Here is an 18,289-nt window from a genome sequence, read left to right on the forward strand (position 1 = left end):
AGCACTCCCGATGTGAGCAGAATGAGCCCTCACATGCCCTTCTCCCTCCCCTTTGCCGCCCGCCGGGGCGCGGGCACCGCGCTTGCCCTCCTGCTCGTTGGCCTGCTCCTGGCCGCCTGTTCCAGCAGCAAGAAGCCAGCGGCTTCGGGCTCGGCTACCTCGCGCACGCCCCCGGGGAAGGCCTCTGCCAAGCCCTCCCCTTCCTCCACCGCGCCGCCCCAGGCCAACTTCTCCGCCTCGGGCGTGAAGCCGGTGGACGCCCAGGACCGGTCCTCGGCCAACGAGGCTGCCAATGCCGCCGCGAAGCAGGTGATCAACCTGATGGACACCTACTACAACGATGCCTTCCTCCAGCCCGCCCAGTGGGGCGGCGGGACATTCCCCTCGCTGTCCGGCCTCTTCACCCAGGACGCCGCCGGGAGCGTGGCCGCCAACCTGCCGGTCCTGACGCTCGGGGGGCTGGCCAACCAGATCTCCCGGGTGGACCCCACCAAGCAGAGCGCCGGGGAAGTGTCGGTGCTGATCGAGCCCGACGGGTCGGCGAGTTTCGCCACCGTCACGACCCGGTTCGAGGGCACCGGCAAGCCCTCGGGCGGCGGGCCGGCGGTCCAGATCCTGCAGAGCGCCCAGTTCATGGTCCAGATCTCGGGCAGCACCGCCCAGATCGCCGGCTACGACATCACCAGCTCCTACGCCGGGGTCGCCGGCTCAGCCAGCTACAACGGCCCGATCGGGGCAACGGCATGACGCGCACCCGGGGAGCCCGCCCGGCACCCCGCCCGGACCGGTCGCTGCTTGCCGGGGTGCCCCCGGCTGCCAGCCTGACCGCCGCCCCCCGACCCACCCCACGACCCCGCCGGCGCCTCACCCTGCGGCCGGCGCTCGCCATGCTGGCGGCCTCCACCGTGCTGTTCTGGGGACTCGGGGCGGGTATCGAGCAGGCCGCCCACTCGCAGGCACCGGTCCCCTCCCCCACCTTCACCGCCGGCTCGGTGGCCAACGGGCACGCCCTGTACCCGACGCCGGCCAACGGCCTCATCTACTTCGCCGTCATGGGCAGCGACGTGCGCCGGGGCGCCCCCGGGGCGGGCGGCGGGTGCGACGCCATCCATATCGTGGTGCTCAACCCCGGGACGATGCACGGCACCATCATCAACGTCCCCCGGGACACCTACCTGCAGGGCCACAAGATCACCGACATCTGCCGGGCCAACGGCTTCGCCCAGGGCCTCGCCGTGCTCCGCTCCTATACCGGCATCCCGGTGCAGTACTTCGCCGACACCAACTTCAACCAGTTCGTGCAGGTGATCGACGAGATCGGCGGCCTCGACGTCCACGTGTACACCCGGCTCTACAACCCGGCCGACACCGGGGCCAACTTCAACCCGGGCGACTACCACATGCTGGGCGGCGACCTGCTCGCCTTCGCCCGGGAACGCGACAGCGCCCCGGGCGGGGACTTCGGCCGCACGACCGACCAGGCCCAGATCATCTTGTCGGGCTTCAACCACTTCGGGTCGGCCGGGTCGGACCTGAGCTACCTGCTGGCGCTCATCAAGTACGGCCGCCAGCATGTCCAGTTCAACGTGCCCCTGCCCACGCTGATCCAGTGGGGCCTGATCGCTCGCCAGCTCAAGCCGGCCGACCTGCAGTCCTGCACCCTGCTCGGCAACGGCCAGATGATCGGGGGGGCCGATGTCGAGATCCCGGCGGCCTCCAACCAGGCGATCTTCGGCCAGGTGGTGAAGGACGGCACCCTGCCCCCGGGGGCGCAGTGCTTCATGGGGGTGAACTGGGAGATCCCGCCCAACGAGTAGGCGGGGTTTTTCGGGCCGCCGGCGGGCGAGAAGATCGCCTCGGGGATCACGCGGAAACCGCCTGATCAGCCCCGCACCGCAAACGTGCGTGAGACCTCGAAGCACGCAACAAAAGCCGCCCTGGGCACGGCTTTTGTGCCCCACCTCCGAACTTCACCCCACGTGGGTCCATGAACGCTTATAAAAGAGCGGCCATCGGGCCGCTTTCACGCGGAATCAGGTCCGTCCGCTAGGCCGGAGTTGCTCGGCGGAACGTGAACAAACCCCTTGCTGAGCAGGGGGTTTGTCTTTTGAAGGGCCGAGCGTTCTGTCTACAGCTCATTTGAGCACCGTGGGGATGGCCGAGCCGATGAGGTCGAAGGCCTGGCGCTGGGTGGCGGTCGGGATGGCGAGCTTGTCGAATTCCACCCCGCCCGCCAGCGCGATCCGGTTGCGGGTGAGCGTGGCCAGGTGGGTGAGCAGGGTGGCGAAGCTGTGGGCGGGCTCGCCGCCGGCGATGCGCTGGGAGGAGGCCTTGCGCCCGGCGGCGGCCGAGCGCTGCGCCGGGGCGACCGGGTCGGCGGGGGTGGAGGGCTCCTCGTCGGTGAAGCACAGCGGCGCCCAGTCCTGGCGCAGGTGCCACACCAGGTAGCCGGCCAGCATGCAGATGAGCACGTGGGCGCGCACCCGCTCATCCAGGCGGTGGAAGATCGGTCGCAGGTCGATGTCGACCGCCTTCAGGCTGCGGAAGTCCTGCTCCACGTTGGCCAGTGCCTTGTAGGCGGCCACCACCTGGGCAGCGGACAGGGTGGCGGCGTCCACGCTGGTACGCACCACGTAGATGCCGTCCAGGGCGGCCTCGGCGGCGATCTCCTCAGCCCTGCGGGCGTAGCTGAAGTGATCCTCGCCGATGCTGAGCTGGAAGTGCTTGGCGACCTTGTGGCGGCCGACGACCTTGCCCACGGCAATGCCGATGCGGTCGGCTCCCACCAGCCGGCCGGCGGCCACGGAGGTGGCGATGCGCTCCAGGGCGGCCTCGGTGGCGGCCAGCAGCTCCTCCCGCTTGCGGGCCCGCTCGGAGGCCAGCGCCGGGTTGCGGCACGCCACCAGGCGCTCGTCGGGGAAGTCGGGGTGGGCGATCTCAGCCAGGTTGGCCTCGTCGAACAGCGAGATCTGCACCGCCCCCGCCCGGGCGAGCTTCTTGATCACCGGGGAGCGCAGCGAGCTGACCCAGCCCATGCCGCCCAGCTCCCGGAGGGCGGCGATGCGGGCGGAGGTGATCATGCCCCGGTCGCCCACCATCACCACCCGCTCCAGGCTGAGGCGGGAGCGCACCGTCTCCACCGCCGAGACGAAGGCGGTGGGATCGGCGGTGTTGCCCGGGAAGACCTCGACCGCCACCGGGCAGCCGGCGTCGTTGGTCAGCAGGCCGTACTCGATCTGGGTCCGGCCGGCTTTGCCGTCGCGGGAGTAGCCCCGGGCGGCCAGGGGGCAGTGCGATCCCTCCAGCCACGACGAGGACAGGTCGTAGTACACCAGCGCTCCCGGGGCCAGGTGGCGGGCGGCGAGCGCCGACTCGATCGACCCCTGGCGGGCGACCAGCCAGTCCATCGCCCGGTACAGGCGGTCGGTCGAGGCGGTCTCGATGCCGAGGTCCGGGGCCAGGGTGGTGTCCACCCACCACCGGGTGGTGGCCAGCTTGGAGGCCGGGGCGCACACCCGGGCCACGATCAGCGCCATGGCCAGGTCCCGCTCGGGCCCCGCCGGGCCGAGCAGCCCGGGCAGGCCGAGCGAGCGGGCACGCGACCACACCGCCGCCACGTGGCCGTGGGGCAGCGAGCGGGTGACCTGGAAGGCAGCATCCGCCTCGACGTAGGTCTTGCCCGCCAGCTGGCCCCGGATGAGCTCGATGGCCTCGGCGGGCAGGTGGGAGAGGTTGCCGACGGTCTCGTTTTTCACCTTGCCGCCCTCCCGGTAGGAGCGCCGCAGGAGGTGGGTCTCGTAGACCTTGCCCTTGTACTGGCGACGGGTCGTCGCCACGTGCACGGGACCATCCCTTGTGGGCATGGCCCATTCTCTCACGGCCGGGGTACGACCAGCCGGATTTAGTGTCTACATTCTCAGACCGCTAGAGGCCAATTTCTGTTTGTCAGAACCAAAGTTGGGCTCCGGGGGCGAGCAACTCCGGTCTAGGCGCCCCCAAGTGTCTGAGCCTCATGATGGGTGACACAAGAGCTTCAGTTGATGGGTGACACTTTTCTAGCTGACCCGGCTCTTGCCGGAAGCCTTGAAGCGCAGCACCTCCTTGTCTGTGGTCCTGGCCACGATCTTGAGGACGTCGCCCTCCTCGCTCTTCACTGTGAAGGTGTGGTCGTCGACCTCGACGCTCACCAGCTGGCCGGCGTGCGTCATCCCGACCTGGATCGGCTGCTTCGAGACCATGATCGCCCCCCGGGCGGCCACCCTGCGCTGCACGGTGAGCGGGCCCTCGCGCAGCTGCGGTGGCGGCCCTCCGAGCGGCGCCCCGCAAACTTTGACCGTGTCGGCGGGGGGGAGGGGCGACGCCATGGTGCGGAACAGCACGCCGTCGGCGATCACCTGCATCAGCTCTGCTTGTACCCGCAACGTGACGCGCTGGCCAGCGAGCGGATGGCCAACGTTGAACTGATGCCGACCGAGACCGACAAGCCCACAGGCATTGACCGTCCGGTCGGCCTCGACTACGACCCCGTGGGCCACCTCGACTGCAGACGGGGCGGTGGGCGGCGACCCCGCCGGACGGGCACCCATCGCCCCCAGCTTGGTCAGGTCGCTCACGGTCAACCGGGAAGGCAGCGTCTTCAGGCGTCGGCCCTCGATGCTTACGTGGATGGTCGTGGTATCGATCCACAGTGTCACCACCTGCTCGGCCCGGGCCGGCCCCAGCCAGATCTGCTGGCGCTGCACCGCCACGTTCCCCGACGCCGGGATCACCCGGTCGATCTCGATGGCGTCGGTGTCGACCGGGGCCACGGGCAGTGTCCTCGACGCCGCGGGGATGAGCGACGAGGTCCGCTCCATGGTCGCCTCGGGCATCGGAGGCGCAGCGGGCGCCTGCTCGAGCATCGGGGACACCTTGAGGGGCAGCGTCTCCCGCTCGGCGGCGGGGCGGCTGCGGAACCTCGAAGCCGGCGTGGCCATATCTAGTGATCCGTCGCTGAAATAACTTCGTGACATAAGGTCGGGCCATGCCCCATGCCACCGCGGCCCCGGTGGCCGCCACAGAGGAACAGCGGACTGCCCTGGAGTGCCTGGCGCGGTCCACATCGTTGCCGTACCGGAAGGTCCGTCAGGCGCAGGCGCTGCTGTGGGCCATCGAAGGAGTGGCCAACGTTGAGATCGCCCGGCGCAGCGCCGTGAGCACCAACTCGGTTGCGGCCTGGCGCAAACGCTTCACCGAGCAGGGAGTCGGCGGCGTCGGTGCCATCGCCAAGGGCCGGGGACGGCGCTCCTGGCTGCCCGAGGGCACCGTCGCCAAGGTGGTCCACATCACCCGCACCGAGCTGCCCGGCGACACCTCCACCCACTGGAGCACCAGGGCGCTGGCCGAGCGGGTGGGCGTCGGCAAGGACACCGTTGCCCGGATCTGGCGCAACCATGAGCTGCAGCCCTGGAGGATCGACACCTTCAAGGTCTCCAATGACCCCGACTTCGAGGCCAAGCTGGTCGACGTCGTCGGCCTGTACATCGACCCTCCCGAGGCGGCGGTGTTGTTCAGCTTTGACGAGAAGACCCAGTGCCAAGCCCTTGATCGCACCCAGCCCTCGCTGCCGGTGAAGCCGGGCCGGGCCAAGACCATGACCCACGACTACAAGCGCAACGGCACCACCGACCTCTTCGCCGCCTTGAACGTGGCCACTGGCGAAGTGCTGGCCGACTACCGCAAGCGCCACACCGGCGCCGATGTCCTGGCCTTCTTCAAGCAGATCGACGCCGCGGTCCCCGCCGGGCTGGAGGTCCACCTGGTGCTGGACAACCTCTCCGCCCGCAAGGGACCGGAGGTGACCGAATGGCTGGCCGATCCCCGCCGGGCACGCTGGCACCTGCACTACACCCCGACCGCCTCGTCGTGGCTCAACCTGGTGGAGCGCTGGTTCCGGGAGCTGACCGACCGTCGGCTGCGCCGCGGCGCCTTCACCAGCGTCCCTGACCTGATCGCCGCCATGAAGCTGTGGGTCGAGCTTTGGAATGAGGACCCGAAGCCTTTCCTGTGGCGCAAGAGCGCGGAGGAGATCCTGGAGAAGGTGAGGCGAGGGCGGGCCACACTGGACCAAGTCAAATCCGCGACGCACCACTAGGGCTGGTGGGGGCCGGTTGAAGTTGTACTCGTGGCGCCAGGTGTCGGTGGCACCCTGTGCGGCGGCCAGGTCGGCGAAAGGGACCCAGGCACAGCAGCTCCGCCCGCATCGTCTCGTTCAAGCGCTCCACCCTTGCCCTGAGTGGTCGGCTTGTAGATCCTGGCCGTGGATGGTGGCGATCCCCTTCTCCCGGCAGATGCGCTCGAAGAGCACCTCGGCAGGCCAGGGGGGGCCGGTGAAGACCTTGCCGTTGTCGGTGAGCACCTCCTCCGGGCAGTCGTAGGTCCCGCAGCGCGGCCCCGAAGCCGGCGCACGCCGCCCGGGTATTGGCCCGGCGAACTGCCGTGGCCTCGACGCAGAACCGGGAGTGGTCGTCGATGCCGGTCAAGATGAAGCCGGTGGAGCTGTCGTCGAACATGGCGTCTTCGACAAAGTCATGCTGCCAGAGCTCCATCGGTTGCTCCCGCTCGAAGCGCTGCCAGTCCTCCCGGCCCTCCTTGTGTTGCCGGTCGGGGACCAGGTTGTTGCGCACCAGTGTGCGGTACACGCTGGACAGCGAGGGAACCGGATCGACGTTGCTCTTGGCCAAGAAGTAGACCAGCCGCTTCGGGCCCCACTGCGGTGGGCCTGGCCCAGCTCGCAGATCAGAGCCTGAGGCTGGTCGTCCAGCTGCGCCGGATGACGCTTTGGGCGGTGGGAACCGTGGCGAACGCCGGCATTCCGCCTGCCCGGTATCGGTTGATCCACTCGTGGACCGTCTTGCGGGACACCTCGTGCATCTCGGCCACTTCGGTGACCGTCAACCCTGCCACCCGCACTTCCATAACCGCCCGGTACGGCTGTTCCATGACGCTCAGCTGCATGAGCATGGGCGACTCCTCATCGGCGATGGACAGTGCGAGGAGTCAACACCCGGACGGGACTGTCGGCCCGTCATTTGGAGGTGCGGTCTAACCAATCAAGCGGACTGGGACGGGCGGGCCTCCTCCCTCGTCCCGTCCTCGGCCCCCGCCTATGCCAAAATGTCCCAATGACTACACCTCCTTCGCCCGATGAGATCAAAGGTCGGATCCTGGAAGCACTCGAGCGATCTCCTGGGAGTCGGGAACTGCCAGATCTCCACGCTGTCGGACGCAGTGCTCTCCTCCAAATTCCGGGTGAAATGCTGCAGAGCGGCTGGGTCACAGCTCAATACCAAAACCTTGGAGATGGGCGTCTTCATTCAATCTGGGATGCCTTAATTAAAGCTCCCCAAGGTGAGGGAGTCGGGGGTCAGACCCATGAAAATTGATCATGTCAAAGTCCAGGGTTACCGCTCGCTATACGACATTACGTTGGTGCCCCAACCTCTGACTGTGCTCGTCGGACCCAACAATGGCGGCAAGAGCAACCTCATCGAGGCCATCGATTTCCTGGCTGAAGTTTATCGGCTTGGCCTCGAGGTTGCCGTTAGTCGGAAAGGCGGTATTGAGAATATCGCCTTTCGCCGGATGCGACGGACTAAGCGCCCCTTATCCTTTGAATTAAAAGCCACATTCGATGCCCAAGGTATTGTTCCAGGGCCTGGTAATCGATCGCCGGGGCGAGCATCCGTGGTAGAGGTCTCTGCGGTGCACCGGTTTGCTTTGGCGACGAGAAGTCAAAGGGCAAGAGAAGACTATGTTGTCACGCAAGAGTCATTGCACATGGCCGCCCGAGCCCAGGGGGCATCCAAAAGCAGCTCAATAAGGTGGCAACGCTTCCCGGATGACCCGGCGCCCTTCTCTTTGGAAGATGAGACGGAGTTGGGACCACTATTATGGAGAATGCCGTTCGAGAATCGTGACCTCTTGACTGCGGTTGTTGAGAGCACAAGACCGACTGAGCTTGCGGTAAGCATCTTCGAGCGCATGAACCCCATTATCGGCCAGTTTGCCGAAACCACGGGGTCGACCCGCGAATTTCAACTGGAACCACTCGAATGCAGAGCCGCAGGCGTCCCCACGCCGAATGCCGAACTCGATCGGCATGGCCGGAACCTCCCCGCTGTTGTTGACTACATGCGAAAGAATGATCCTCGGGCTTGGGCTCAGGTGCTCGATGCCATGCGACGCATTGTCCCAGGGCTTGACGACGTCCGTACGGAGTTCACACCGGACCGTCGGTTGGCTCTCCAATTCTTCGAACGGGGAGTTGGGCGTCACTGGTCTTCTGAGGACGTCAGCGACGGCACCATACGGAGCTTGGCTTTATTTGTCGCCATCCTCGACCCTCGTACGCCAGTTGTTTTAGTGGAGGAGCCTGAGAACGCGACGCATCCGTGGATCTTGCGGACCTTTGTTGAAGCGTGTCGAAGCGCACAGAAGCAGGTCTTCTTGACGACGCACTCCCCTGTGATGGTAGAGAATGTGAAACCGGAGGAGTTGGTAGTCGTCTGGCGACAAGATGGACGGACCCGTGTCGAGCAATTGCCGTCGCTGGACGCTGATATCCCCACAATGTGGGGGGAGGGGAAAGTGACGCTGTTTGAGCTGCTCGACAGCGGGCTCGTTCCGCAGGCCGTGCCGGGCGTTGCGGATTGAAGATCGGCATCGTGGTGGATGGGAATACGGAATATCTCGGGCTGCCGGCTGTCCTTGAGCAGCTGAAGGAATTGTGTGATGCGGTGCTAATGACTCAGCCATTGAAGGCTAATATTCAGCCTTACAGCAATCCGGCTGTTATAGCGCGGGCGTGCAAAAGCCGGTTGGTCCAGTTGGAGGCTAAGGGAGCAGATTGTGTCGTCGTGTTGCTGGATCGAGAGACTCGCCCGGAGTGTCCCGGCGAGTTGGCAACCGCGATCCGACAGCAGCTCGCGATATTGGCCCCTGTATGCGTCGGCGAAGTTGTGGTCAAGGACCGTAAATTCGAAAACTGGGTGATTGCCGATTTGGCTGCCCTAAGGAGCCAGCCGGCCCGCTTTCGTATCGGTAATCAAGTCGCCCGCACACTAAGCGGTCAGGTTGACGGCCTGGATGCGGAGTCGATACTAGAGCAAGCCACATTGCGCAGGCCTTACTCGAAAGTTCAAGATGGCGTCCAAACCCTGAGACGGGCAGATCACTTGCAGATGGCAGCGCACTCGCGGAGCTTTCGCCGTTTTTTGAGGGTGTTGCAGCATGCTCAGTATGAGACACAGAGCCGAGTGCCTGTCGCCCCAGCCGGGCCCCGGCGCCGATAGACCAATTGGCTATGAGGCGGCGGAGAACGCCTTCGACCCGCAGTGGCGTCTGCTGCGGAGGAAAATCGCCAACCCCTGACCTCGTGACCTCGTACTGGCACTGCTTCAAGTGGCCGGGCAGCATCTGGGTACTGCATGGACAACAGGCGGCGTCTTGTCTGGCTTTCCGACGCCTCACCGGATGTGTACGCAGTAAGGTACACTGCATGTCGTGAGTAAGACCGTGCCCGTGAGGGAGCTTCGCAATGCGTTGAGCCAGGTCATCGACCAGGTCGCCGACTTGCGCGAGCACGTCATCATCACCCGTCGCGGCCGCCCGGCCGCGGCGATGGTCCCTGTGGACGAGTACGAGGCCCTCGAGGAAACGGCCGAGATTCTCTCCGATCCCCAAACGTTGGCTGCCATTCAGGCCGGGCTCGAGGAGGCGGCGAGGGGCGAGACGGTGACTCTGGGCGAGTTTCGCCGTGACCTGGCCGGGCGGGCACGGTCGTAGGTGAAGGTCGAGCTCGTCCGGCGAGCTCGGCGGGAGATCCTCGATCTTGACTTTCGCCTGGCGGACGCCGTCGCAGAGGCACTCGGCTTGCTGGAGCGAGTTCCTGAGGCCGGCTACGAGCTGCGAGGGCGCCTCCGCGCCTTACGATCGTTGCGGCTTGGGACGTACCGGGTCATCTACCAAACCGATGGGCAGAAGAAGGTCCTGCGCGTTGTAACCGTTCGCCATCGCTCTGTTGCCTACCGCACTGATCCGCGCTAGCGAGTCTGCGCCGTGCCCCCGCTCGGCGCCCCGCTTTGTAGAGGCCGTACCGGGCGAATCTGCCCCAAAGGTTGCCCGAAGGTCCCTACCGAGGTCGGCCACCCGGCAGCACTATGGCGATGTGAGACCGCACCTACTCCGCACTTCGGGCACCGTCTCGTCCGTGGACGCCGAGCGCCGAGGTCGAACAGCCGCTCCAAAGATTTTAGGTGCGACCCGGCAGGCGACCGACATCGTGGCGTTGCAGCGCTTGGCCGGAAACAGTGCCGTCTGCTCCCTCCTCGCTTCGTCGAGGCCCTCCACGGGGCCATCGGCGACACTCCCCCTGCAGCGCCTGGTCCAGTGGGTGGACGGCCAGCGCCCGAAGACCCGGGACCTCACGCGGTCGGTCACCGACTTCGAGGACTTCGGCGTGACCCCACCGATGGTCAACGGCGTGGTGGTCGATGACCAGAACAAGGAACAGGTGGTCCACGGCCCCGTTTTCAGCGTCGGGCCCGACGGGGGCGGAGGAGTGCGGCTTAGAGTGGGGCGCGAGTCCATCAATCGAGTCGGCTATCGCATGGAGTTGCCCACCAGCCCACCGTGGAAGGCGTCCGTGCCTGGGCCCGTGGCGGGCAACATCGAGATGCTCGGCAACCTCGGATTCGCGCTCGACGATTTCAAACAGCGAGCGGCGTTCGATCTGACGGTGAAGGGGCGGCCGAGTGACAGCAAGTTCGCCGCCGGGGTCGAGGTGCATGAGGACGTGCACGTAGAAGACCACCGTGGGGCGTTCAACGACATCCTGGGCCCGTGGGACCAGATGATCGCCACGGCCAAGGGAATGAGCGCCACCTTCACCGGCGCCGACCGGTCCGCCGCCGAGAAGGCGTTCTACGCCTCGATGGGCGGGACGCCGGCCGAGATCGGTAAGCGCCTGAAGAAAGAGACTGACGACCTCGGGGCCAAGTTCCATGCTACGCCCGGGGGTCGGCAGGCCAACCTGGAGGAGACGGAACCCAACAAGAAGCGGGACGCCATAACGGTCTATTTCCGTCACCCCAAAGGGTAGGCGTGGATCGGCATCTACCCGTCCGGTGTCACCTTGGGCAGCCAGGCCTCGATCGCCTGGCAGTACGCCCCGGGCACCGGGCCCGCCCCCCGGCCCTCGCCGGGGGGCCATCAGCCCCATCAGCCCCCCAGCGGCGGGATGACCCCGAGCTGGGTGAACAGGCCCAGCATGTCCGGGCTCGACCAGTGCCGGTAGGCCTTGCCGTCGCGCATCTCGCCGATGTCGATGGAGCTGAAGCTGATCTTCTTCCCGGTGGCCGGGATGCCCGCCAGCTCGCCCAGGTGCGTGCCGGTGCCGACCACCTTCCACGCCGCCCGGTCACCCTCGACGAGGATCTCGCCCGGCGTAAGGACAAAGTCCGGGAAGGCCGCCCGCCACATCTGCAACAGCTGGACGAATCCCTCCCGCCCGGGGGCAACCGGGAATGGACCGATCTCCTGGTAGTCCGGGTGCACCAGGTCGTTCAGCGCATCGAAGTCCCCCGCCGAAATCGCCGTGAAAATGTCCTCCACCAGTTCCTTACCCACCTCGGCCATTGCCCTCTCCCTTCGGTCGCACCGCCCACGGTGTTGCGGACTGGGAGAACGGTACGGCGGCGGGGCACACGGCCACATCGGGCGATCACCCGATCTTTGCGCCCCCGGCGGCGCTACTCCGAGGCGGAGGAGTCCGATGCGTCCAGGAGGCCGTGGCGCAGGGCGAACATCGTGGCCGCCGGGCGGGTCGAGACCCCGGCCTTGGTGTAGATGTGCTGCACGTGGGCGTCGGCGGTCTTGGGCGAGATCACCAGCTGCCGGGCGATCTCCCGCTTCGTGGCTCCCCGGGCCAGCAAGCGCAGGACCTCCACCTCCCGCTCGGTCAGGCCGGCCACCTGCTCCCGGCGCTTGCGCGGGCGCTGCCCAGCCGCCGCCAGGACGGCGTCGGCGGCGTCACCGTCGATCCGGCCCGCCCGCACCTCGTCCCGCAGGACCCGGGCGGCCTGATCGGCGTCCATGGCCGGCCGATGGGGCCGGGGCTCCTGCATTGCCCGGAAGGCGTCGGCGGCGGCCAGGAGGCGGGCCGGTGCCCCCAGCGCACCCCCGGGCAGCGCCCGGAAGTAGCCTGACCCGTCCAGCCGCTCATGGTGCATGGAGGCCACCTGCGACACGCCCTTGAGCGCCGCCGGCCGGCCGACCACCCGGTCGGTGTAGTAGGCATGCAGCCGCACCTGCTCCCAGTCGTCGGCCGACAGGGGCCGGTCGGTGGACCAGATCCGGGAGTTGACCCCAACCCGCCCGATGTCGTGGACCAACCCCGCCCGGTACAGCATCTCGGCATCGCCGCCCATCCCCGCCCCCCGGGCTGCCGCCGACGCCAGCGCCGCCACTCCCGACGAGTGGCCCAGCAGGTAGTGGCTCTTCAGGTCGGCGAAGTCACCCATCGCCCGGAGCGCCTCCGCCAGCCGCTCCGATGACAACCCCTCCTCGGCCCCCGGCTCCTCGGCCATGACGTCATCCCAGATCGACCCCGGCTTGGATACCGAGGTGACGATCTCGTCTGCCGCCGGCAGGAAGGCGTCCACGGCATCCGGGGCGTACATGGTCTCCCGGCGGCCCCGCACCACCTCCCCGATCGCGCTGTGCTCCATCGAGCGCCGCAGCCAGTCGACGCCCTCCGCCAGGTAGACCGCCCGCACCGTCGGCGGGAGGTCCTCTCCCCGGACCCGGCCGGTGCCGCCCTTGCCGTCCCATCGCTCGCCCGTGAGGGCGATGTCGGCCTGGAACCGGGCGTCGAAGCCCATGCGGTCGGCCATGATCTGGGCCACCTCGCAGATGGCGATGAACCCCTCCTGGACCCGGGCGCCGAACATGGCCGCCCGGACTGCCCGCACGGGGAACTGCCAGGTGGGGAAGTTGTGCCGGATCTCGCCCAGCACCACCGGCGCCACCGCCCGGTTGTCCGCCAGGTCCAGCGGCGCCAGCTTCCCCCCGAGGGTGAGGTCGTCGCCCATCACCATCGCCATGGCCTCGGACTTGACCGTGCAGCCGATGTGGCGCAGCAGCGCCAGGTAGTAGACCCGGCGCAGGTCCTCCTCGGCCAGGCCCATGCGGTCTCCGATGGCCAGTGCCATGCGACACACCGCCAACCCGCACTCCAGGGGCGCTCCGGTCCCGAGATCGGTCGCGAGCGACATGACTCCCATGAGCTCGCACAGCCGCACGCCGGTGGGCTGTGCGCCGGGGGCGCCGGGACCCGGGTCTGGAGCCGCCCTCTCCATGCGGGTAAGCCTACGACTGTGATCCAGGACAACGCTGCCAGGATTCTGGTCCGGCCGGAGTCGCCGGCGCCCCCCCGGGAGCTCACGGGCGTGGCGGTGGTCGCCCTCGCCGCCTTCGTGCTCCTCATGGCGGTCAGCACCCGCTTCGGCTACCACCGTGACGAGCTCTACTTCCTCGAGGCCTCCAAGCACATGGCGTGGGGATACGTCGACCAGCCCCCACTGGCAGTCGGGTGGGCCTGGCTGGCCCGGGAGCTCTTCGGGGGCTCGCTCGCCGGGCTGCGCCTGCTGCCCGCCCTGTGCGACGCGGCCGCAATCGTCCTCACCGGGCTCATCGCCCGGGAGCTGGGCGGCCGGAGGGTGGCCCAGGTGGTGGCCGCCATCTCGGTCGCCAGCGCCCCAATCTTCCTCGCCGGGAGCCACACGGCCAACACGACGCCCTTCGACCTCCTGGCCTGGGCGGCCATCCTCTTCTTCCTCGTCCGCCTGATCCGCACCGGCGACGGCCGCCTGTGGCTCGCCATCGGCGCCGTCACCGGCCTGGCCCTGCTCAACAACGAGACCATCCTGCTGTTGGTCGCCGGCGTCGCGGTGGGCGTCCTGGTCAACCGGCAGGGCCGCCTGCTGGCCAGCCCGTGGCTCTGGGCGGGCGCGGTGCTGGCGCTGGTCATCTGGTCACCGAACCTGATCTGGGAGACCCGCCACCACTGGCCGTCGCTGGCGATGTCCCGGAGCCTGCGCCGCGAGCACTCGGGCCTCGGGAGCACCATCACGTTCGTCCTCAACCAGGTCCTGCTGCCCGGCTGGTGGGTGATCCTCCTCTGGCTGGCCGGTCTCTGGGCACTGTGGCGGGACACCGCCTTCCGGCCCTACCGGTGGGCAGCCGTCGCCTACGCCGTCATGTTCGTGGCCAACGCCATCGTCATCGGCGACCGCCCCTACTACCTCTCCGGCATCTACACCCTGGCGCTGGCCGCCGGGGCCTGCGTCCTCGAGGGCGCCCTCGCCGGCAGGCACGCCCTCTTCCGCAGCACCGCCCGCAGAAAACCCTGGATATGGCGCAGTCCCCGAGCCGTCGTGGTGTGGATCGTCGTCGTGGGCGCCATCGGCCTCATCCCCACGCTGCCCGTGCTCCCGGCCTCGGCGGTGGGCACCCTCAAACTCAACAAGGCGAACTATGACCTCGGTGAGCAGATCGGCTGGCCCAGCTTCGTCGGGGCGGTCGCCCGGGCGTACGACTCCCTGCCGGCCGCCGACCGGCGCACGGCGGTCATCGTCACCTCCAACTACGGCGAGGCCAGCGCCATCGCCTGGTTCGGCCCCCGCCTCGGCCTCCCGCGGGCCTACAGCGGCCACAACAACTACTGGTTCTGGGGCACCCCGCATCCCTCCGGCGGCCCTGCCCTCCTGGTGGGCTTCGACCGCGACCAGCTCCCGGCCAACGCCTTCGCCGCCATCACCCTGGCGGGCACCGTGCACAACCAGGCAGGCGTCGACAACGACGAGGAGGGCGCCCCGGTCTGGCTCTGCCGCGGCCAGACGACCCCCTGGACGGCCCTCTGGCCGACCTTCCGCCACTACGGCTGACCCCGCCCGACTCGGCACCCGGGTGGCATCAGAAAGGCACTTGACGTGGCACCACAATGGTGCCACAATGGCGCCATGGACTTGCGACCGTACGTCGAGAACATCCACCAGCAGCTGGCTGTGGCCGCCGCGGCTGGGGACGAGGAGGCCCAGACGCTCGCCGAGCGCCTCGCCGCCCCGCTCGACGCCGCCGTTCGCCTGACACTCCAGGACGTGCTCGCCCTGGCCGCCGAGGAGATCACCCTCGAGCTGGCCCCGGGCTCGGTCGAGCTGCGCCTGCGGGGCAGCGGCCCGGAGTTCGTCGTCACGCTGCCCCCCTCCATCCCGGCGGACACCCAGGAGGCCGAAGACGGCGACGAGCCGGACCCCGCCCCGGCGGCGTATGCCGACAGCGAGGATGGCGCGGTCTCCCGGATCAACCTCCGCCTACCCGACCAGCTCAAGGCCCGGATCGAAGAGGCAGCCGCCCGGGAGGGCCTCTCCGTGAACGCCTGGCTGGTCCGTGCCGCAGGATCAGCCATCGACCGCACCGAGCACGCCCGCCGGCGGGAACGACATGTCCCCCGGGGGCCGCAGCGCTACACCGGCTGGGTCCGCTAGCGCCCACCCGCCCGCACCACCAATTCCACACCCGCACCACCCACTTCACCAGAGGAGGTCTTCGCCATGCCTGTGTTCGCCACGCCCGGCCCCATCGCCGTCACCGTCCAGGTTGCGATGGGCCGCATCGAGATCGCCGCCACCGACCGGACCGACACTGCCGTTGAGGTGCGCCCCTCCAACGCTTCCAAGAAGGGCGACGTCACCGCCGCCGAGCAGGCCCGGGTCGAATTCGCCGACGGCCGCCTCGTCGTGCGGACGTCCAAGGGCTGGGGCAAGTACACGTTCTGGGGCCCCAAGGAGTCGGTCGATGTCCGCATCGAGCTGCCCGCCGGTTCGCACCTCACCAGCGAGCTGGGCACCGGGACCCTGAAGACGACCGGGGTGCTGGGCGACGTCAATGCCACCGTGGGCGCCGGCGACATCCAGATGGAGGACTCCGGCCCGGTCCACCTGCGCACCGGGTTCGGCGACATCACCGCCGGGTCCGTCGGTGCCCTGCAGATCTCGACCGGCTCCGGGCAGATCCACGTCGGCGCGGTGAACGGTCCCGGCGTCATCAAGAACGCCAACGGCAACTGCTGGGTCGGCACCGTGACCGGGGACCTGCGGGTGGTCTCGGCCAACGGCCGCATCACGGTCGGCGAGGCCCGGGAGACGGTCACCGCCAAGACTGCCAACGGCGATATCGAGATCGGGGGCGCAGCGCACGGGGCGGTGGTCGCCGAGACCGCCGCCGGTTCGGTGGAGATCGGCGTCCTGGAGGGGGTCGCCGCCTGGCTCGATGTCCACACCAGCTTCGGCACGGTGCGCAACGACCTCCGGGCCGGCGGCGAGCCCGGGGCGGGCGAGGGCTCGGTAGACATCAAGGCCCGTACCGCCTACGGCGACATCACCATCCACCGCACCCCGGCCCGCAGCGGGACGGCGGCGTCATGAGGGGGCACGCGACCGGCCCCGCCGTGAAGGTCACCGGCCTGCGCAAGAGCTTCAAGGACCAGGTCGTGCTCGATGGGATCGATCTGGAAATCGCCTGGGGCACCGTCTTCGCCCTCCTGGGCCCCAACGGGGCGGGCAAGACCACCACCGTGCAGATCCTGGCAACGCTGCTGGCCCCGGACGCGGGCGACGTGATGGTCGGCGGCTTCGACCTCGCCCGCCAGCCCGAGGGGGTCCGCAGGTCGATCGGCGTCACCGGGCAGTTCTCCGCCGTGGACAGCATCTTCACCGGCGAGCAGAACCTCAGGCTGATGGCTGAGCTCAACCACCTGGGCAAGGCGGAAGGCCAGCGCCGGACCACGGAACTGCTGGGGCGCTTCGACCTGGCCGACGCCGCCCGCAAGCCGGTCGCCGCCTACTCGGGCGGCATGCGCCGGCGGCTGGACCTGGCGATGACGCTGATCGGCGACCCGGGGATCATCTTCCTCGACGAGCCGACCACTGGCCTGGACCCCCGGAGCCGGCGCACGATGTGGGCGATCATCCGGGAGCTGGTGGCCGGGGGCATCACCATCCTGCTGACCACCCAGGACCTCGACGAGGCCGACGAGCTGGCCGACCGGATCGCCTTCCTGGACCGCGGCCACCTGGTGGCCGAGGGGACCCCGGCCGAGCTGAAGGCCCGCATCCCAGGCGGCCACGCCCAGCTGGAGTTCCGCACCAAGGCCCAGCTTGCCGCCGCCGCCGATGCTTTGGGCGAGGGGTCCCGGGACGACGAGGCCCTCGTCCTGCGGGTCCCCATCGACCAGAGCCTGGGGGCGCTCACCGCCCTGCACCAGGCCCTGGGCGACCTGGCCCCCAGCGTGGAGCGCATCACCGTGCACACGCCCGACCTCGACGACGTCTTCTTCGCCCTGACCGGCAGCACCCCCGCCACCGCACACGAATCCGAGGAGGCTCTCGCATGAGCACCGCCGCCTACGCCCTGCGGGACTCCCGCACGATGCTGCGCCGGGACCTGCGCCATGCACTCAGCTACCCGATGATGGCCATCAGCGGGCTCGCCGTCCCCCTCCTGTTCCTGCTGCTCTTCGCCGGGGTCTTCGGCCACACCCTGCGGGCCGGGCTGAGCACCGCCGCTCTGGCGGGCGGGCACTACATCGACTACCTCGTCCCGGGGATCCTGCTGATGACCGCGTGCTCGGCGGCCGAGACCACCGCAGTGGGCGTCTCCACCGACATGACCGAGGGGATCGTCCAGCGGTTCCGCACCATGGCCATCAGCCGGGCGTCCGTGCTGACCGGGCAGGTGCTCGGCAGCGCCCTCCGCACCCTCGCCAGCAGCGCCCTCGTGGTGGGCGTGGCCATCGCCCTGGGGTTCCGGCCCACCGCCAGCCCGGTCGGATGGCTCGCCGCCACCGGCCTGTTCGCCCTGCTGACGCTGGCCGTCACCTGGCTGGCGATCGCCTTCGGCCTCTTCGCCAAGACGCCCGCCGGGGCCAACTCCCTGGCGCTGATCCTGGTGGTCCTGCCCTTCATCAGCAGCGCCTTCGTGCCCACGGCGTCGATGCCCGCCGGGGTGCGGTGGTTCGCCCAGAACCAGCCGTTCACCCCGGTGATCCAGGCCCTGCGCGGCCTGCTCACCGGGTCGCCGATCGGCCACGCCGCCGTCATCGCCGTGATCTGGTGCGGGGCGATCGGCGTGGTGGGGTACCTGTGGGCCCGTGCCCGCTACGACCACCTGCCGGTGCGGTGAGGGCGATTGC

The 18,289-nt window shown here is 68.6% G+C and carries 18 protein-coding genes; 12 read left to right on the forward strand and 6 right to left on the reverse strand.

The window, feature by feature from the left end:
- Nucleotides 1-33: 33 nt before the first annotated feature.
- Together VFW71_07520 and VFW71_07525 are read left to right on the forward strand one after the other, a co-directional pair.
- A complete protein-coding gene (locus VFW71_07520; protein HEU5002609.1) occupies nucleotides 34-747 on the forward strand; it encodes a hypothetical protein in 714 nt (237 codons plus the stop codon).
- Nucleotides 744-1,817: an LCP family protein gene (locus VFW71_07525; GenBank protein HEU5002610.1), complete on the forward strand. Its 1,074-nt coding sequence runs from the start codon at nucleotides 744-746 to the stop codon at nucleotides 1,815-1,817. Before VFW71_07520 ends, VFW71_07525 begins: the two co-directional genes overlap by 4 nt.
- A 318-nt stretch (nucleotides 1,818-2,135) precedes the next feature.
- Here VFW71_07525 and VFW71_07530 read toward each other — a convergent pair whose 3' ends face one another.
- Both VFW71_07530 and VFW71_07535 read right to left on the reverse strand, forming a co-directional pair.
- Nucleotides 2,136-3,836, reverse strand: coding sequence for an IS1634 family transposase (locus VFW71_07530; GenBank protein ID HEU5002611.1), 1,701 nt, complete (start codon nucleotides 3,834-3,836; stop codon nucleotides 2,136-2,138).
- Nucleotides 3,837-4,055: 219 nt separating this feature from the next.
- The gene (locus VFW71_07535; GenBank protein ID HEU5002612.1) at nucleotides 4,056-4,976 is read right to left on the reverse strand and encodes a hypothetical protein; all 921 of its coding nucleotides are present in this window, start codon (nucleotides 4,974-4,976) and stop codon (nucleotides 4,056-4,058) included.
- A gap of 47 nt (nucleotides 4,977-5,023) precedes the next feature.
- On the opposite strand from VFW71_07535, the gene VFW71_07540 reads away from it, so the two are divergent.
- Entirely contained in the window at nucleotides 5,024-6,133 is a 1,110-nt protein-coding gene (locus tag VFW71_07540; protein HEU5002613.1) for an IS630 family transposase, read from the forward strand.
- A gap of 117 nt (nucleotides 6,134-6,250) precedes the next feature.
- Here the strand turns inward: VFW71_07540 and VFW71_07545 are convergent, their stop codons facing one another.
- A complete protein-coding gene (locus tag VFW71_07545) occupies nucleotides 6,251-6,397 on the reverse strand; it encodes a hypothetical protein (GenBank protein ID HEU5002614.1) in 147 nt (48 codons plus the stop codon).
- 380 nt (nucleotides 6,398-6,777) lie between these two features.
- Nucleotides 6,778-7,002: a helix-turn-helix domain-containing protein gene (locus tag VFW71_07550; GenBank protein ID HEU5002615.1), complete on the reverse strand. Its 225-nt coding sequence runs from the start codon at nucleotides 7,000-7,002 to the stop codon at nucleotides 6,778-6,780.
- Between the two features lie 411 nt (nucleotides 7,003-7,413).
- Between VFW71_07550 and VFW71_07555 the strand changes: the two genes are divergently transcribed.
- From VFW71_07555 to VFW71_07570, 4 genes are all read left to right on the forward strand, one after another.
- Nucleotides 7,414-8,694 (forward strand): AAA family ATPase, encoded by a 1,281-nt coding sequence (locus VFW71_07555; protein HEU5002616.1) that lies wholly within the window; start codon nucleotides 7,414-7,416, stop codon nucleotides 8,692-8,694.
- A complete protein-coding gene (locus tag VFW71_07560) occupies nucleotides 8,691-9,332 on the forward strand; it encodes a DUF4276 family protein (protein ID HEU5002617.1) in 642 nt (213 codons plus the stop codon). The genes VFW71_07555 and VFW71_07560 overlap by 4 nt, the downstream gene beginning before the upstream one ends.
- 211 nt (nucleotides 9,333-9,543) lie before the next feature.
- Nucleotides 9,544-9,825 (forward strand): type II toxin-antitoxin system Phd/YefM family antitoxin, encoded by a 282-nt coding sequence (locus VFW71_07565; protein ID HEU5002618.1) that lies wholly within the window; start codon nucleotides 9,544-9,546, stop codon nucleotides 9,823-9,825.
- Nucleotides 9,826-10,249: 424 nt separating this feature from the next.
- Nucleotides 10,250-11,140 (forward strand): hypothetical protein, encoded by an 891-nt coding sequence (locus tag VFW71_07570; GenBank protein HEU5002619.1) that lies wholly within the window; start codon nucleotides 10,250-10,252, stop codon nucleotides 11,138-11,140.
- 119 nt (nucleotides 11,141-11,259) lie between these two features.
- On the opposite strand, the gene VFW71_07575 is transcribed toward VFW71_07570, so the two are convergent.
- Together VFW71_07575 and VFW71_07580 are read right to left on the reverse strand one after the other, a co-directional pair.
- Nucleotides 11,260-11,676, reverse strand: coding sequence for an ester cyclase (locus VFW71_07575; protein ID HEU5002620.1), 417 nt, complete (start codon nucleotides 11,674-11,676; stop codon nucleotides 11,260-11,262).
- Nucleotides 11,677-11,789: 113 nt separating this feature from the next.
- Nucleotides 11,790-13,397: an HD domain-containing phosphohydrolase gene (locus VFW71_07580; protein HEU5002621.1), complete on the reverse strand. Its 1,608-nt coding sequence runs from the start codon at nucleotides 13,395-13,397 to the stop codon at nucleotides 11,790-11,792.
- 18 nt (nucleotides 13,398-13,415) lie between these two features.
- On the opposite strand from VFW71_07580, the gene VFW71_07585 reads away from it, so the two are divergent.
- The 5 genes from VFW71_07585 (at nucleotide 13,416) to VFW71_07605 (ending at nucleotide 18,279) form a co-directional block, all read left to right on the forward strand.
- Nucleotides 13,416-14,984: a glycosyltransferase family 39 protein gene (locus tag VFW71_07585; protein ID HEU5002622.1), complete on the forward strand. Its 1,569-nt coding sequence runs from the start codon at nucleotides 13,416-13,418 to the stop codon at nucleotides 14,982-14,984.
- A gap of 75 nt (nucleotides 14,985-15,059) precedes the next feature.
- A complete protein-coding gene (locus VFW71_07590) occupies nucleotides 15,060-15,584 on the forward strand; it encodes a YlcI/YnfO family protein (protein ID HEU5002623.1) in 525 nt (174 codons plus the stop codon).
- 66 nt (nucleotides 15,585-15,650) lie between these two features.
- Nucleotides 15,651-16,523 (forward strand): DUF4097 family beta strand repeat-containing protein, encoded by an 873-nt coding sequence (locus VFW71_07595; protein HEU5002624.1) that lies wholly within the window; start codon nucleotides 15,651-15,653, stop codon nucleotides 16,521-16,523.
- A complete protein-coding gene (locus VFW71_07600; GenBank protein HEU5002625.1) occupies nucleotides 16,520-17,491 on the forward strand; it encodes an ATP-binding cassette domain-containing protein in 972 nt (323 codons plus the stop codon). The genes VFW71_07595 and VFW71_07600 overlap by 4 nt, the downstream gene beginning before the upstream one ends.
- Entirely contained in the window at nucleotides 17,488-18,279 is a 792-nt protein-coding gene (locus VFW71_07605; protein HEU5002626.1) for an ABC transporter permease, read from the forward strand. Before VFW71_07600 ends, VFW71_07605 begins: the two co-directional genes overlap by 4 nt.
- Nucleotides 18,280-18,289: the final 10 nt, after the last annotated feature.

The sequence above is a fragment of the Actinomycetota bacterium genome (assembly GCA_035765775.1).
Taxonomy (GTDB): Bacteria; Actinomycetota; CADDZG01; order JAHWKV01; family JAOPZY01; genus DASTWV01.